At 58.7% G+C, this 15,142-nt stretch carries 13 protein-coding genes; 11 read left to right on the top strand and 2 right to left on the bottom strand.

Annotated features, from left to right (window positions below; genetic code table 11):
- The first annotated feature begins 18 nt into the window (after positions 1 to 18).
- From apaG to D3M59_RS10870, 5 genes are all read left to right on the top strand, one after another.
- A complete protein-coding gene (apaG, locus tag D3M59_RS10895; protein ID WP_119533708.1) occupies positions 19 to 426 on the top strand; it encodes a Co2+/Mg2+ efflux protein ApaG in 408 nt (135 codons plus the stop codon).
- Between the two features lie 769 nt (positions 427 to 1,195).
- Positions 1,196 to 1,633, top strand: a complete 438-nt coding sequence (locus D3M59_RS10885; RefSeq protein ID WP_147416756.1) for a hypothetical protein — start codon at positions 1,196 to 1,198, stop codon at positions 1,631 to 1,633.
- Positions 1,634 to 1,774: 141 nt separating this feature from the next.
- Positions 1,775 to 2,197 carry a hypothetical protein gene (locus D3M59_RS10880; RefSeq protein WP_147416755.1) on the top strand — a complete coding sequence of 141 codons (423 nt, stop codon included), beginning with the start codon at positions 1,775 to 1,777 and terminating at the stop codon, positions 2,195 to 2,197.
- A complete protein-coding gene (locus D3M59_RS10875) occupies positions 2,194 to 4,650 on the top strand; it encodes a TcfC E-set like domain-containing protein (RefSeq protein ID WP_119533704.1) in 2,457 nt (818 codons plus the stop codon). Before D3M59_RS10880 ends, D3M59_RS10875 begins: the two co-directional genes overlap by 4 nt.
- Positions 4,647 to 5,333 (top strand): fimbrial biogenesis chaperone, encoded by a 687-nt coding sequence (locus D3M59_RS10870; protein ID WP_158582015.1) that lies wholly within the window; start codon positions 4,647 to 4,649, stop codon positions 5,331 to 5,333. Before D3M59_RS10875 ends, D3M59_RS10870 begins: the two co-directional genes overlap by 4 nt.
- Positions 5,334 to 5,337: 4 nt before the next feature.
- On the opposite strand, the gene D3M59_RS10865 is transcribed toward D3M59_RS10870, so the two are convergent.
- A complete protein-coding gene (locus tag D3M59_RS10865) occupies positions 5,338 to 7,071 on the bottom strand; it encodes a prolyl oligopeptidase family serine peptidase (RefSeq protein ID WP_233543236.1) in 1,734 nt (577 codons plus the stop codon).
- Positions 7,072 to 7,612: 541 nt separating this feature from the next.
- On the opposite strand from D3M59_RS10865, the gene D3M59_RS10860 reads away from it, so the two are divergent.
- Positions 7,613 to 9,598, top strand: coding sequence for a putative bifunctional diguanylate cyclase/phosphodiesterase (locus D3M59_RS10860; protein ID WP_147416754.1), 1,986 nt, complete (start codon positions 7,613 to 7,615; stop codon positions 9,596 to 9,598).
- A 201-nt stretch (positions 9,599 to 9,799) separates the two neighbouring features.
- Positions 9,800 to 10,399, top strand: a complete 600-nt coding sequence (locus tag D3M59_RS10855; protein WP_119533700.1) for a response regulator transcription factor — start codon at positions 9,800 to 9,802, stop codon at positions 10,397 to 10,399.
- A 184-nt stretch (positions 10,400 to 10,583) separates the two neighbouring features.
- Here the strand turns inward: D3M59_RS10855 and D3M59_RS10850 are convergent, their stop codons facing one another.
- Positions 10,584 to 10,943 (bottom strand): hypothetical protein, encoded by a 360-nt coding sequence (locus D3M59_RS10850; protein ID WP_147416753.1) that lies wholly within the window; start codon positions 10,941 to 10,943, stop codon positions 10,584 to 10,586.
- Positions 10,944 to 11,181: 238 nt separating this feature from the next.
- Here D3M59_RS10850 and D3M59_RS10845 point away from each other — a divergent pair, with 238 nt between their 5' ends.
- From D3M59_RS10845 to D3M59_RS10830, 4 genes are all read left to right on the top strand, one after another.
- Positions 11,182 to 13,233 (top strand): sensor histidine kinase, encoded by a 2,052-nt coding sequence (locus D3M59_RS10845; RefSeq protein WP_119533698.1) that lies wholly within the window; start codon positions 11,182 to 11,184, stop codon positions 13,231 to 13,233.
- A 176-nt stretch (positions 13,234 to 13,409) separates the two neighbouring features.
- Positions 13,410 to 14,045 carry a metallophosphoesterase gene (locus D3M59_RS10840; RefSeq protein ID WP_233543235.1) on the top strand — a complete coding sequence of 212 codons (636 nt, stop codon included), beginning with the start codon at positions 13,410 to 13,412 and terminating at the stop codon, positions 14,043 to 14,045.
- A gap of 96 nt (positions 14,046 to 14,141) precedes the next feature.
- Positions 14,142 to 14,348, top strand: coding sequence for a hypothetical protein (locus tag D3M59_RS10835; RefSeq protein WP_119533696.1), 207 nt, complete (start codon positions 14,142 to 14,144; stop codon positions 14,346 to 14,348).
- 276 nt (positions 14,349 to 14,624) lie between these two features.
- A complete protein-coding gene (locus D3M59_RS10830) occupies positions 14,625 to 15,140 on the top strand; it encodes a helix-turn-helix domain-containing protein (protein ID WP_147416752.1) in 516 nt (171 codons plus the stop codon).
- Positions 15,141 to 15,142: the final 2 nt, after the last annotated feature.

The following is a 15,142-nucleotide window of genomic DNA, read 5'->3' as shown; positions in this document are numbered from 1 at the left end:
TCACGCAAAGCGTTAACCATGGCCGAAGCGCTCTCACTACTTTTCCCTTATTCCGCCGTTACTGGCGACATCACCGTGAGAGTTGCGGTCAGTTATCTGGCCGAACAATCGTCGCCGGAGCAGGGCAGGTGGTTTTGGTCTTACCATGTTCGCATTGAAAACGATGGCAGTGCGGTCGTGCAACTGCTCGAGCGGCATTGGCGTATACTGGACGGACGGGGGAACGCCCACGAGGTCCGTGGTCAAGGCGTCGTAGGCGATATGCCCGTCATCCTGCCCGGAGAGAGCTATGACTACGTCTCTGGCTGCCCATTGGACACGCCGACTGGCACTATGAGTGGGAGCTATCGCCTAGTCGATGGAACTGGTGCACTTCTCGACGTCCAGATCCCGAAGTTCACCTTGCTAACGCCCGGGCTGTCCTGACGTACTTTGTACGCATCGATTAGCGAGGCGAAACTATGATCGTTTGATGGGTTAGATTGCCCGAGCTTGAGCGGGGTAGATCGGCCAAGCTCACGCAAGCTGCGGATCCATCGATCGACACGGTGCCTGCTGTAGCCACCTGCGCGTGCCCCGCTGTCGCTGATGTCGCAATCAGCAGGTCAAAGGTTCGCGCGTCGACGTTCGAGCTTAGGCACAGGATGTTGCTTGCTTTGCCAACTTCCTTGTCATGAAGGCGTGGTTTGAAGATCGGCGCTACTGAGAGCGTTATTCGCGCCTGTTGCGATGACGTTGGGCCAAGGCCATCAACGTTTTGGTCGGTCTGCCTCGCGTCAGCATGTGCCAGCGGCACGGTAGCGATGGTAACCGCTAAGGCAACCTGGCCGATGATTTGCCGTTTGCGGTCTAGCATCGCCGCTTCCCCTCCGCCTGATTCAACGAACAGAAGTGAGCGGCTAGCGTGAGGCCGGAATTAACTAACTATCCGTTCCGGACGTTTCTCTTCCGATCACCATGGAAAACGCGACGTTAACGCATTTTAAAAACTCGGTCCCACCGAGGTCTGTTGACGGAAATTTAACCGCCTTCGCTTAACCCGGTTTCGTCCATTTTGGACCTTTTCGCAAGGAAGAGGAATTTTCACATGCCGGCGACCGTTAAAAGGTGCGTGATTGCCGCTCTGCTCATGGGTTCGTCCGGAGTAGCGCAGGCGTCGACGCAAGGAACTATGGGGGCGAGCTCGCAAGGGAGCGTGACGATCAATGCGTCCGTTCCGCCTCGCGTGCGCATCTCCAATCTTACCGACATCGACCTGACTGGTTCCGACCCTTCGGTCGATGCGGTCAATGCGCAGAATGTCTGCGTCTGGAGTAACACGGCCACGCGCGGTTACCGCCTGACGGCAACGGGCAGTGGGGCGGGCAGTGCTTTCACCCTTGCAAGCGGTGCGCTGCCAGTCGTTCCTTACTCAGTCGAGTGGGCCAGCACCTCCGGGCAAACATCCGGTTCGGCTCTTGCAACGACGATTGCCCTTACTGGTCTGACGTCCAGTGCCACTAACGCGAATTGCGCCCCCGGGCCGGCTGACACTGCGAGCCTGATCGTTCGTATTGGCGCCCCTGACCTCCAGGCGATGACAGCGTCGACCAACTATTCCGGAACGCTGACCCTGCTGGTCGCCCCGGAATAATGGAAAAGGGACACGCGGGTGTTCGATCGTCTTCTTTGCAAGGCACGGCCATCGCGTGTCCCTCTTCGCTTCAGCGGCGAGCGGGGCGTGTATCGGATTGCCAAAGTAGCACTGGGGGCTGTGCTCCTAGCCAGCGGAACCATGGCATCAGCGCAACGCGTACGCATTACTAACCTTACCGACGTTAACTTCGGCACCATCAACAATCTGGCGGCGGATGCGATTAATAGCCAAAGCGTTTGCGTGTGGGCAAACGGAAGCGGCAGTGATTACAGCATCACTGCGACCGGTTCCGGTCCGGGAGGCTCGTTCTCCTTAATGAATGGCTCGTGGCAACTCCCGTACCAAGTACGCTGGAACAGCCAGCCTGGTCAGACCAACGGAACCCTGCTGAGCGCTGGAACGCCGATAACCAATCAGGTTACGAACGCTCAGAACCAAACGTGCGGTAATGGCCCGCCAACGACCGCCAGTCTCATCGTTGTGCTGCCCAGCGCCTCGCTGTCGAGCGCTACTGCGGGCTCTTACAGCGGCACGCTGACCCTGATCGTGGCGCCCGAGTGATCGCAGCTGCGATGCCTCGACGGATCACCCTCTCGTGCGCGGTCGCCTTGGCCGCGCTTTCGTCTGCGCCTGCAAAAGCAGGTGCGGAATATTCAATTGTCGCATCGGCACCAGACGGTTTCTCGGAGCTCCAGGGACCACGCGACCTCGTCGTAGACGTGTTTTTCGGTGGACGTCGGCTTGGAGAGGCCAGAGCCCATGTTCAGCCCGGTTACCTGCGTTTTGCGGATCCGGTGGCCGTGGCCAAGCTGCTCGAGGATTATGCCGAGCCAGATACGTTGAGCCCCTTTTTCGCAAAGGACCTTCGCACGAACAGCAGTGTGGCCTGCTCGCAAATGAATAGCCGCAACTGCGGAATTCTGCATCCCCAGGACGTCGGCGTCATCTTCAGCGAGGACCAGTTCCGCGCGGACATTTTCGTCAACCAGAGCCTTCTTCGGGCCGCTGGCTCCTCAAAAGCGGCCTATCTCGAACCAACGTCCAATGGCGTCGGTATCGTCAACTCCTTTGGAGCAGCAGTCTCCGGCAACTTCGGTGGCGAGCCGATCTACAACCTGCAGAGCCGAACCTTGATTGGGCTCGGGAGTAGCCGCTTCAAAACGAATAACAGCTACTCTTCTGAGTACGGCCTCGTGGTCGACGACATGCTGGTCGAGATGGATCGCCCTGACCGTCGATATTCCGGCGGATTGTTCTGGGCGCCCGGCACGGGCTTGACCGGACGGACGCGGATCGTGGGCATGGGCGCAGCGACGCAGTTTGATACCCGAGTGGAACGCGATCAACTCATTGGGACGCCCATTGCACTTTTCCTGCAGCAATCATCGCAGATCGATGTTCTGATCGATGGGCGGCTTATTGGTTCGCAGGTTCTCGATGCCGGAAACCAGTTACTCGATACTTCGACGCTACCCGAGGGATCCTATCCGATCGTGCTGAAAATTCGTGAGCCGGGGCGAGGGGTTCGCGAGGAGCAGCGCTTTTTCATCAAGGACGCCCGTATTGCTCCGGTCGGGCAAACCGTGTTCCAGGCATATGCCGGCATGCTGGCGCCAACCCGGCGCAGCAAGCCGATCCACGTCACGGATACCTTCTATTACCAGGCTGGGCTGGCGAGGAGGCTGTCGAGGAATTTCGGGATCGACGGGACCGTACTTGGCACCCAAAAGAAAGCGCTGGGCGAAGCTGGCCTATACTATCTGACACGGCATGCCCGGGTTCGCTTGGGTGGGCTTGTATCGACGTCCGGAGATGTTGGAGGCCTTGCCCAGGTCAGCACGACCGGGACTGGTCCGGCCCATCTCAGCTTTGACCTTCGTAAGGTGTGGGGCGCTGGCAAGGGGGCGCTGATCCCGGGATCCTATGATGGCACTGGCTTCGATGCCGGAGGCGATGACGGAATCTTCCGCCCGGGGAATGACTATCTGCAGATGAATGCTACTGTAGGCGTTAGGCTGGGCGCCGCTAATCTCCGACTGTTTGCGTCATTCTACGATACTGACCGATCGAAGTCCGAATTCAGCATCGGCCCGAGCTTCGACTGGCTTTTCTTTCAGAAGAAGCGGCTTCAGATGCGCCTCGAAGGCGACGCACAGAAGACGCGCCATGCGGCCTCTGCTTATGTCGGCATTCGCTTCATGGTGGCGGGTGGAGGCCTTGCCGTGACTGGAGCCGCCGGCAACCGCTGGCAGGATTTTAAGAATGGGCAATCCCGCTCGCGCGCCGTCGGCACGATCGATGCCGAGTGGTCCGAGGAAGCCAGCGCTCTTGGTCGCTACACCCTTGGGGCAGGAATTGACCGCACGGTGGAATCCACGGCTGCCCGGGCCTCGGGATCGCTGTACACACCTTATGGCGTAGGGCGCGCAGATCTCCTGCACGATTTCTCGGGCTCGACCCAGTATGGCCTGTCGATCACCACGGGCGCTGTGGCTGGCGGCACGGACTTCGAGGTCGGTGGCCGGAACATCAACGAGAGCGCTGTACTTGTAGGCGTCGCGGCCCAGGATTCAGACGCAATGTTCGACGTTTTAGTCAACGATGCGACGGTCGCGAAGGTAGCGGCGGGGGAGAAGACTGCGCTCTTTCTTACGCCGTACCGGCGCTATGATGTCCGCATTCGCCAGGCGGGAGCTACGGCGTCGAATTACGATGCTTCGGCACGCCGGGTTACCCTGTTTCCAGGATCCGTCGCCAAGCTCCACTGGGATGCCGCGACTGTCCAGACGACTTACGGCCGTCTGCTGAACCGCGACGGCAGCCCCATTCGTAACGCTCTGTTGCAGGGAAAATACGGCGTGGGACAATCGAATGACGAAGGCTATTTCCAAATCGACACCCGAGATGGCGACGATATCACGCTTCAATCAGAGGGTTCCGGTCAATGCCGCGTCACAATGCCAAAGTTAACCGCCGAGGCGTATCAGGCGGTAGGAGATATTCAGTGTCGATGATGAAGAAGCGCTGGGTCTGGATCGCTGCTGCTGTTCCGGCCTTGATGTCAGCTCAACCAGCGCAAGCAGAGATCGTTCTGAGCCAGCTGATCGTGGACCTGGGGTCGGGCGCGGCCCATCGACAGGACATCGAGATCTGGAACAACGGCGAGGAGCGTGCCTTCGTCTCCGTAACGCCAGCCGAAATTGTCGGCGCAGGTCTTGCCGCCGAGCACCGCCGCGAAGAAAGCAATCCCGAAAAGCTGGGTCTCCTGGTATCTCCGAACCGGCTTATTCTTGAGCCGGGACAGCATAAGCTCATCAGGATTGCGGCCCTCGGGAAAAGCCTTGAGCGCGAACGCGTCTATCGAGTGACGGTGAAGCCGGTCGTCGGCGAACTTGCCAAGGACCAGTCAGGCCTGAAGGTTCTGGTCGGTTACGACGTTCTCGCACTCGTCCGGCCCGCTAACTCGCAGTCGCAGGTTAGTGGCCGCTGGGAAGGATCGACCCTGATCGTCAAAAACGACGGCAACGAGAGCGTCGAGCTCATCGAAGGCAAGCAGTGCAGCGCTCCCACGCAATGCGAAACGCTGCCGGCCAAACGGCTCTACGCAGGCGCGGAATGGCGCGTACCGGTTGCGCGAAAAGCGCCAGTAGAGATGTCAGTGAAGAGCCGCACCTCCACGAGGAAGGTGCAGTTTTAAACTCTCAATTCGCGGGCTGTCCCAGCAAAGTTTGCTGCCAGAAGAGCAGGTCGGTCCAGAACTGGTAGTCAACATTCTCTTTCTTGCCCCATTGGTGGCCCTCGTTGGCAGCAATGGAGACCCAGACCGGCGTGCCGCTTTGCTTCACCGCAGCTGCCACCTGCCTTGCCTCTGATGCAGGAACACGTGGGTCGTTCTCACCTGCGACGATGTAGAGCGGCATCTTGATCTCGCCGATGCGCGCCATGGGAGCGATCTTCTTGAACTGAGCCAGCTGCTTGGGGTCCCGCTCGTCGCCATATTCAACGCGGCGAAGATCCCGCCGGTAGCTTTGCGTGTTCTTGAGGAAGGTCACGAAGTCGGAGATGGCGACGACGCAGTTGGCACTTTTGAAGTCAGCCGGATAAAAGATCGCGCTGGCGTAGCACATATAGCCGCCATAGGAGCGCCCCGTCTGGGCGATACGCGAAGCGTCAATGCTCTCGTCTTTCTTTAGTACGCTTAGGAGCGCGCCGATGTCCTTGACCGAGTTTTCTCGGAGGAAGGGACCGTTGTCGAGGCTGATGAACCGCTTTCCGTAGCCAGAGGACCCGCGAACGTTCGGGTAAAACATCGCGATGCCAAGCTCGTTCATGAGGTAGTTGTAGCGACCGAGGAAGGAAGGGCGCGCCTGGCTTTCCGGGCCGCCGTGGATCCACATAAGCAGCGGCCGTTTACCGGGGAATTTCGCCGGGTCGGGGCGATAGAGAAAACCGGAAATTGGCTCTCCGTCGAAGCTCCGAGCAGAAACGAGTTCAGGCTCGACGTTTAGCTTGGCATCAAGTCCGCCCGTTTCGCTTTCCGTCCAGCGGGTGACGGCGAGCGTAGTTGGATTGATGGCGAAGGCATCGGCCGGAATGCGGGCGGAAGACAGGGTCAGCCCAATCTCGCCCCAGGGAGCAAATTCGAGGTTCGACGCGACACCCGAAGGCAGAGCGTCCACGCGCCGGATAGAGCCTGTGGCAGTATCCAGCAGGTAGAGCCGGCTTACGCCGGCCTCGTTCGTGAGGAAGGCAAGTGTCCGGCCATCTGAGCTGATGTCGAATTCTTCGATATCCCATTTCATGGACGGGCTGCGTGCGACGAACTTCCCGGAGGACAGATCTATCGTTCCTAGACGCAGAGTATCAGACTGCTCATCGCTCAGGGTCCATGCCCGACCATCAGAGGCAAGCTTCACCGTCCCGAACGCGATATCCCGGGAATGATTTCCCAGCGGCGTGAGCTTGCCAGTGGCGACATCCACCAGCCAAAGATTGCTCTTCGTCGCTGAAATGCCTTGGCGGACGATGGCGGTCTTCTTGTCGGGCGTGAAGCTTTCGATGTTCCAGCCGCCACCCTTTACCGACGCCATGAGCCGATCGGTCGAAGGGTCGCGCGGATCCATCACGTAAAGGTCGCTGTCAGCGCCATTGCGGCGCGTCGACGAGTAGCCGATCAGGCTGCCGTCCTTGCTCCAGGTCCCGAATTCGTTGCGGCTTTTTCCGTCAGTCAGCAGGCGCAGCCGCCCATTACTGAGCGTATACAGCTGGTAGAATTCGCTTCCGCCGACGTCCTTGCTCACGAGGAGAACATCACCGTTAGGTGACCAGCTCCCGTTAGCTGGCTCCTGCTCGAAGCTGATCTGCTGGCGTGCGCCACCGGCGCTTTTGACGACGTGCAACTGAGCCGTGTTCCCGAAGCGCGTCTGGATGAGCATGGAACGATCAGATGCGTTCCAGCCAGCCAAGCTTGCTGTCCTGTACTCGAGATAGGGGCGGGTCGCTTCGGCAAGGGCGAGGGGGACCTGAGGAACACCCTCCATTTTCATCGCGTCAGGCCGAGGAACGACGGGCGAGGGGGCGGCAGCTACCGCGACAGAGGAAACGGTAAGCAAGAATGCAGAAGCTAATGTCGTTTTCATAGAACTCCCCGACGAACTGGCTTGTCGATCTTAGCGGGCGCCCCTCTCGACAAGCATGACGCACCGCTTGTGAGCGCAGCTATGGAGGCATCCTAACGCCGCTGACCGGCTCGGGAAGAGCTCACGTCCGTGCCAAGGCAATTTTCCGGTGCTGCGTGTCCCAATTGGTCCGAAATGGCTGGATTTCGAAGGCGTTGTTAAGCGGCATTGTACCATCTGGTCACAGGGCAATCTCGCCTGGTTCCAGAGAAAACCCTTGGCTGCTGAAAGGCACGATCGGTGGCAGCGAGCCTCCAGCTTGCGTCACCGATTTTCAACGAGCGAGCAAGTTGTGGACGTGAACCGGCTCAAGCGATGGCTGCGGGATGCTGCACGCATCGATTATCGGCTGGCGCCTCGCGAGAATGACGGATGCGCGGACGAGGCCATCCTGCTTCTGACCGGCCGCCTCGTTCCCCTCTACCTGGTGGTCCTTGCAGCCATCTGGATCTGTGCCTTGAGATTTTACTCGTCGGCACCGGTGGTTCTGTCGCTGGTCGCCCCGGGCGTATTCACCGCGCTCATCTCGGCTCGGCTGGTGTATTGGCGGTCAACGCGGAGGATGACAGCAACAGTTGCGCAAGTTCGGGCAGGCATCCGCCAGCTCCAGCTTTTCAGCCCTATCATTGGGCTGACTATCGTCACTTGGGCACTCTCGCTTTATCCGTATGGCGATACAAATCAGCAGGACATGGTCCATGTGCTGAGCGTTGTTAGTGGAGTTGTCGCGATCCTGTGCCTCGGTGCTACGCCATTCGCAGCATCACTGGTGGCTTGCTCAGTCATTGCCCCGTCCACGGTTGCTTACTTCCTGTGGCCGCATCCTAACGGTAACGCGATTGCCATCCTCCAGTCGGTTGTGTTCGCGGTCGTCGTTCGCGTCGCCTTTTCCTATCAGGGCAACTTCCTCGCACTGTCGCACGCTCGCCGGCGATTGGCACAGCGGCACGAGCAGTCCGAACGACTGGTGGAGCGCACGAGCCTGCTTGCCTCCGAGGATCCGCTCACCGGTCTGTTCAATCGCAGGGCATTTTTGAGGAAGCTTGAAGAGGTTTTGCCCGGACCAGCGCACGCCAGTGTGCAGCTGGCAATGATCGACCTTGATGGATTCAAGGACGTCAATGATTCCCTGGGTCATGGGGCTGGGGATGCGCTGCTGGTCACCTTGGCGAAACGCCTCAGGGAGTTGCTGCCCGATGCCGTGATAGGCCGGCTCGGCGGCGACGAATTCGCGGTTATCTTCGCGCCCGAACGCCCCGTGGGACGTGCAAAATTAATTGAGGTGGCAACGAGCCTGAGTGTGCCCATCGAGCACGAGCAGTTGCGTTTTGGAGTGAGTGCTTCTCTGGGATTCCTCGATGCCCCGTCCAAGGGTTTGACAGTCAAGGACTGCCTGGAGCGAGCGGACCATGCGATGTATTCGGCCAAGACGGAGCAGGGACCATCGGTCGTTGTCTATGGCGAGAAGCTCGACCGCGAGCTGCAAAACAAGCAGCAGCTTATCTCCACCGTCAGCCGGCCGGGCTTCGAACAATATCTCGGACTTGCCTATCAACCGATCATCGATACGCGGACGAAAGCGGTCGTCGGCGTGGAAGCCCTTGCCCGGTGGAATTCGCCGGGGCTCGAAAACATCAGCGCCGGCAGCTTCATTTCGATGGCGGAGAACTGTGGTCACATCAATGCGGTCACTCACGCCATCGTAGAGCGGGCGGTCAAGGAATGCCGGGTCTGGGAATCGGGCGCCTCCCTGTTCATCAATATCAGCGGAAGGGACCTCATCATTCCGGACGCCCTGGACCAGCTGGCCATCGCAGCCACGTCCACGGGAGCGCCGCCCGATCATATCGTGTTCGAAGTTACAGAAACGGCTCTTGTGAATATCGAAAGCGGGATCGCGGGCATGAACCGGCTGAAAGCCGCCGGCTTCCGCTTCGCACTGGACGACTTTGGCTCGGGCCAGTCGAGTTTGAGCAGGGTTCACCGATTGCCGATCGACGTAATCAAGATCGACGGGGCGTTCATCGAGCATATCGCGCAGGACGTGCGTTGCCGCGCTGCCATTGGAACAGTGCTCGAACTCAGCCGGCAGATGAAGGTCGACTGTGTAGTCGAGGGAATTGAGACGTTCGACCAGAGCCTGCACGCCTCGCATCTGGGAGCAAAGCTGATGCAGGGATACTATTTTGCCAAGCCAACGTCGGCAGGCAAGATTATGGAATTATTGGATAAACCGCTGTTTCCTTCGGCCCCGTACCGTTACGGCTTTGCCTGCAGCCGATAGGCGTCATCAAACACTGAGTTCCAATTGTTTCGCTTCCGATTGCCTCCGGGAAATTCCCGGGGTACCCATAGCCATGCTCGGCCCGCTGCCTTGGGATTGTGAAACCCAAGTGAATCGTTCGCGTTGACCCTAATTGAACAGGTGGAGTTTGAGCGAAACCTATAGAGCCTTGAAACGAATGCCTGTTCCGGAGGCTCTTCGTTGAGCGGCCGGGTTTTTGTCGTCGACGACAACGTCGAAATGTGCCGGTCGCTGGAAATCATGCTCGAAGCATGCGGCTACTGCGTAAAGTCCTTCAACGATCCAGATGTCTTTCTTGCCGCCAGAACAGAACTGGATCCAGGCGTTGTCCTGCTGGACCTTCGGATGCCGGAGCGAAGCGGTCTCGATGTGTTAAACGAGATGAAAGACGGCTCTGCCGGGCTCCCTACGGTTGTGATCACGGGTCACGGGCGCATCGATGTTGCCGTGAAAGCGATCAAGCTAGGGGCCAAGGACTTCATTCAAAAGCCCTTTGCTGAAGAAGAACTTTTGACGATTATCGAGCGTGAGCTCGCAGATATTGCGCAAGCTCAGCCTGGTAATACTCCTGCCTCCAATGAGGCTCTAGCCAACCTGACACCGAGAGAGCGTCAGGTCGTCATGGCTCTCGCCGAAGGCAAGCCGAACAAGGTTATTGCCCATGAGCTCGACCTGAGCGTGCGGACTGTCGAAATGCACCGGGCGCGGGCAATGAACAGGCTGAATTGCCGTACATTCGCTGACTTGCTTCGAACCGTGCTCGATGAGCCCAAGGGGTAGGCTCTCTTCGGCAAGTTCCTGAATAAATTGCCGGCGCCGTGCCTCACTCCATCTAACCATCGAAAGGTAATGCTGTGCCAACTTGGCGTGCATCTGCCGAATGTTCGGCGACTGCGCAGCTGTCATCTTGCAGACCGCATCAGCGAGGCGCTCGGCCCAGTATGAATCGTCAGGGATCATGGGATCAGCCAGCGCAACCGGTCTTCTGGTCAATGGACTCAAGATAGGCGAGCATTTTCTTCAAAGTCGCAGGCGCCAGAGCCACGAATTTGCGGCGCGCGTCGAGCCGGTCGTCCTGACGCTCCAGCAGGCCTTCATCAGCCATCATCTTGATCCAGCGCAGCGCTGTCGTTTGCGGGACATGCGCACCGATGCACAGGTTCGATACCGTCACCCGGCGCTGTTGGAGGGCAGCCAAGGTAAGATCGAGCAGAATGTCCCAAGCCGGATCCGCGAAGAGTTCTTCAGCGAAGAACTGCGCTCGCCTGTCGCGCTCAGCAATGAGCGCTGCCGCCTTCTGCTCGAGATGAGGCCTGCTACTCAAATACGACACACTACCATTCACCGCATGGGGCGGGGACTGGCCGGACAAAAGATGCGTCCGCAAATCAGCAAAAGAACGCGCCATGGTACTAACTCCACTGGCAGATTCGGCACTCTGCAAATGGACGGGCGCAAGCTTTTGAGAAATATCGTTGTTTTACTACCGTAGTAGTACGGTATTCCGGATTAACCGATGTTGTTGGAGTGTGTAGGTGCTTGGCCTTGTAGGGAATGGCCCAATGGACCGTGAGAGCAGGCTGAGCACCCTTCTGGGAACGCCCGAGCGTGGGCGATGGTTCGTTCTGGTCCTGTCGGGGCTAGCAATCGTCCTGGCGTGTTTCCTGACGGCCCAACAGCTTGCCTTCGAGCGCCGCCAAGCGACCGAAGCGCTTGTTCGGGATAATCAGGCACGCGCTTACAGTTTTGAGCAGTATGTTCTGAGGACCCTCGAGGCCGCAGACCTTGCGACGCAGCAACTCGAGCGGGACATTCACCGTAACGGAACGGGGCTAGGTAGGGCCGATGGTTCAGGTACTTCGCTCGACCGATCGCCGCTTTTCGAGGGCGTGATCATCCACGTACCCGGGCAAACGCTCGTTTCACCTGCTGGTCTTCGCCTATCGGATGTCGACAAGGAGGTATTAGATGGCGTGCGCGTCACCGGCGATCACTCACTGTCCGTCACGCCGCCACTAACTTTTTCGGATGGCCGCAATTTAATCGCGGTTGTCCGTGCTCTGGATGGCGATAGCCGGCGCAAGGTCGCCGTTTTGCTCGATCCAAAGCGTTTCACCGATTTCGCAACCGACGTTTCGTTTCAGGACGACGATCTGATCTCATTAATCGGGCTAGATGGCATCACCCGCGCTCGGCGCACCGGCAATATGCTGAGTAGCGGTGAGGATGTGCGGGGTACGCTCGTTATGAAGCGCCAGTTGGCCAATCCCAATGGCACTTACCTGGGACCAAGTGTGCTTGACGGGGTGCCTCGGTATTTTTCTCATCGGCGGCTGGCTCGATACAGTCTGTTCGCAACCAGCGGCATGTCCACCGAGCTGGTGGACAAACAGTTGGCGCCGCGACGCTTTGTTCTGCTCGGAATCCTTGCCGCGGCCATATGCGCCATTATCGCCACTGGTGCTGCAGTCCTCGTTGCCGCGCAGCGTCGGAGAGACCGAGTGAGTGAGGTACTGGCGGCTAACATCAGGCTCAACGAGGCGCAAAAGATTGGTAGCATGGGCGACTGGGACTATTTTCCGGCCGAAGATCGCCTCAAATGGTCTGATAACCTTCGAGCGATGTATGGAAGGCGAGATGATGAGGAAGTGTCGCAGCTTTCCGACGTCTCCCAATACTTCAGTCCTGGCGACGCAGATCGGATAGCAGCCGAGATCGATGCCGTTCTCCAAGGCGAGACGCGGACTTACGACATAGAAGTGCGGATGCCCGACGGGCGCACAAGCATGCGGAGGATCGTGGCGGCGCCCGTACGAGATGCGAGCGGGCAGATTATCGGAGCACATGGCACCGATCAGGACATCACGAAGGATGCGCAACTACGTGAGGCCGAGGCCCGATTGCAGGAGCTTGCGCGCCTTGAATCAATGAACGCGCTTACTGCCACACTGGCGCATGAGCTCAATCAGCCACTCGCAATCGCATCAAATTATCTCTCTGCCGCTGCACGCCATGCCCGCCAAATCGAGCACCCCGGCAAGGTTACCGAGATGATCGCCGAGGGGCACAAACAGATCCTCCATCTTGCGCAAATAATTTCTGCGGCACGAGACCTTGTCGCCCATTCGAGCAGCCACCTGGTGGAAATGCCGGTTAAGGACATCTTCGACGCCGTCGTCCCGCTGCTGAGGTCACTTTGGAAGGGTCGGCGAGCCCAGATCGACGTAACCGTCGCGCCGGGCGAAGAGTTGGTCTTCTGTAACTCAGCGCAGATCAAGCAGGTGCTCTTCAATCTCGGCAAGAACGGCTTGGAAGCCCTGCCAGAAGACGAGGAACCCAAGCTGTCTTTCGGTGTTGAGCGGGGCGAAGCGGGTGGCACGAGGTTCTCCGTGACCGACAATGGCCCGGGGATCAGCGTAGGCGATCCCTTTGCCGCCATGTCTTCCAGTAAACAGGGCGGGCTTGGCCTCGGCCTAGCGTTGGCGCGTACAATCGTCGAAGCGCACGGAGGGCGCATATGGATCGAGAAAACTGGCCCGGAGGGAACGGTGGTCGCGTTCGAAATTCCTCCGCAGACTGAGGAAGGGCTAGTGCCTTCGCAGGCGGTTCACTAGGGAGCCATCCGCGCTCCGTACTGTGGCGGCGCAATTTAGGTCTGAACTCCTGTCCAATGCGATTCTCATTTCCCAGTTTTCGACGTCAGCCTGTCACGACACCGCCTTCAGTTCCTGAGGGGTGGCGCGTTTACGCGGTTGGCGACGTCCATGGTTGCAAGCTCCAACTCGATCGCTTGCTGGATGCGATTGAGACTGACCGGACGCGAGACGATCTGGCGGTACATATCGTCTTCCTCGGCGACCTGGTCGATCGCGGCCCGGACAGCGCAGGGGTAATCGAGCGTCTCCGGGGGACCTTGCCGGCCAATAGCGTGACTTTCCTTGCCGGTAATCACGAAGAGGTCATGCTGGATTGCTACGACGGCAACGCCGAGAGATGCGGTGCTTGGCTTCAGTACGGTGGCCTGCAGACGCTGGAGAGCTACGGCCTGACGCGGACAGAGATATTCGCGCAGCCCGAGCTGCTGCCTGAACTCATGCAGGCACGCATTCCGCCCGAGCATATCAACTTCCTTCGGACCTTTGAGGATCAGGTCCAGATCGGCGATTATCTCTTCGTGCATGCCGGGGTCAGGCCGGGCGTATCGTTCGAACAGCAGGCGCCGAAGGACCTCCGCTGGATCAGGGAAGAGTTTCTCTCCGACACCAGCGATCATGGGTCCATAGTGGTCCACGGCCATACCATTTCGGAAGAAATCGACGTTAAATCCAATCGTATCGGAGTTGACATCGGCTGTTATATTAACGGTAAGTTAGCAGCTCTCGTGCTTGAAGGTGCTGAGCGCGGGCGATTGATAGCAAGGGCCTAAGCAACCGATCAGCGTTGCCAGCCCGGTATTAATCCGGATTGTGGAAGCGCCGGCATCTGGACCAGGATTGAGCGAAATGGGGCGGGGGAGCAGGCGATGACCGGGAATCTTATTCCTGAGCCGGCAGCACAAATGGGAGCCGCCGAGATGCGGGAGGCTGCCTTGGCCCACATGATCCAGGCGCTGGAATGGCTTGATCGCGACACTAGCTTATCTGGGCTCGTTGGCGCACGGCTGCAGGCAGCGATCGACTCAATGTGCATCGAGTGTGGAATTGAGCCGCCACTTCCAGATTTCAGCTAATTGCACCGCTTCGGACCAGGTCACTGTTGAGCTGGCTCGGGCGAATGCTATCTTTCTTTTAACGTCAAATCAGCGTGCCATCTGATGCATCGGGGCGGCCAGACCGAATGGTAGGGTCGCCCCGTTTGCTTGTTTGGCATTTGATGGTGATCACAGTTGATCAGCCCTTAACGGGCGGAGATTGGTCCGTTTCGGACCAGCGGACTAGGTTCTGCTAATCCCCAACTTCGTAATTAGGTCCAGCTCGGTGCCAGATGCATCCGCAAGGGTGACCAGTTGGAGTTAGCAATGACCTTCCCAGTTAACAGTCGCGAATTTGCCCATCTTGGTCCGCTTTCGGATGCGGATGTCGCCGCTGCGCGGCGCGTTTTTCAGTCCCTGAACGGCATGCTTCAAGAAACGGCAGTCGTGCCGATGCCGGCGGGATCTGTTCCGCTCGGTAAACTTGCTACGGAGATTAAGAAGGGACGGGAGCTACGAGCCCAGGTTTTCGATCCTGAACTATTCGGCGAACCTGGTTGGGACATGATGCTGGCACTGTTTATCTCGCATGCAGAGCAGTACCGCCTGAAGGTTTCTGATCTCATTTTCGAGAGCAATGTACCCTCGACGACTGCGCTTCGCTGGATGAAGACGCTCCTAGATCAGGGGCTGTGCCGCAAGGTTCCCAATCCGCGTGATTCCCGTTCGAGCTTTATTGAGCTTAGCGACGATGGTCTCACCCGAATGACCGCGCTGCTAACGAGGATGGCGGCTAAGCGCGGGCAAGCGGTTGCTGTACCCTCTCTATAATG

The organism is Sphingomonas edaphi (assembly GCF_003583725.1).
Taxonomy (GTDB): domain Bacteria; phylum Pseudomonadota; class Alphaproteobacteria; order Sphingomonadales; family Sphingomonadaceae; genus Sphingomicrobium; species Sphingomicrobium edaphi.
Note: the sequence above shows the minus strand (reverse complement) of the source record. Positions and strands in the feature narration are given on the sequence as shown.

Excerpts from the sequence above, each read along its gene's own strand:
- D3M59_RS10880 (WP_147416755.1), top strand. The coding sequence starts at position 1,775 with ATGGCATCAGCGCAACGCGTACGCATTACTAACCTTACCGACGTTAAC.
- D3M59_RS10845 (WP_119533698.1), top strand. The coding sequence starts at position 11,182 with ATGGACCGTGAGAGCAGGCTGAGCACCCTTCTGGGAACGCCCGAGCGT.
- D3M59_RS10835 (WP_119533696.1), top strand. The coding sequence starts at position 14,142 with ATGACCGGGAATCTTATTCCTGAGCCGGCAGCACAAATGGGAGCCGCC.
- D3M59_RS10865 (WP_233543236.1), bottom strand. The coding sequence starts at position 7,071 with ATGCTCATCCAGACGCGCTTCGGGAACACGGCTCAGTTGCACGTCGTC.
- D3M59_RS10870 (WP_158582015.1), top strand. The coding sequence starts at position 4,647 with ATGATGAAGAAGCGCTGGGTCTGGATCGCTGCTGCTGTTCCGGCCTTG.
- apaG (WP_119533708.1), top strand. The coding sequence starts at position 19 with ATGGCCGAAGCGCTCTCACTACTTTTCCCTTATTCCGCCGTTACTGGC.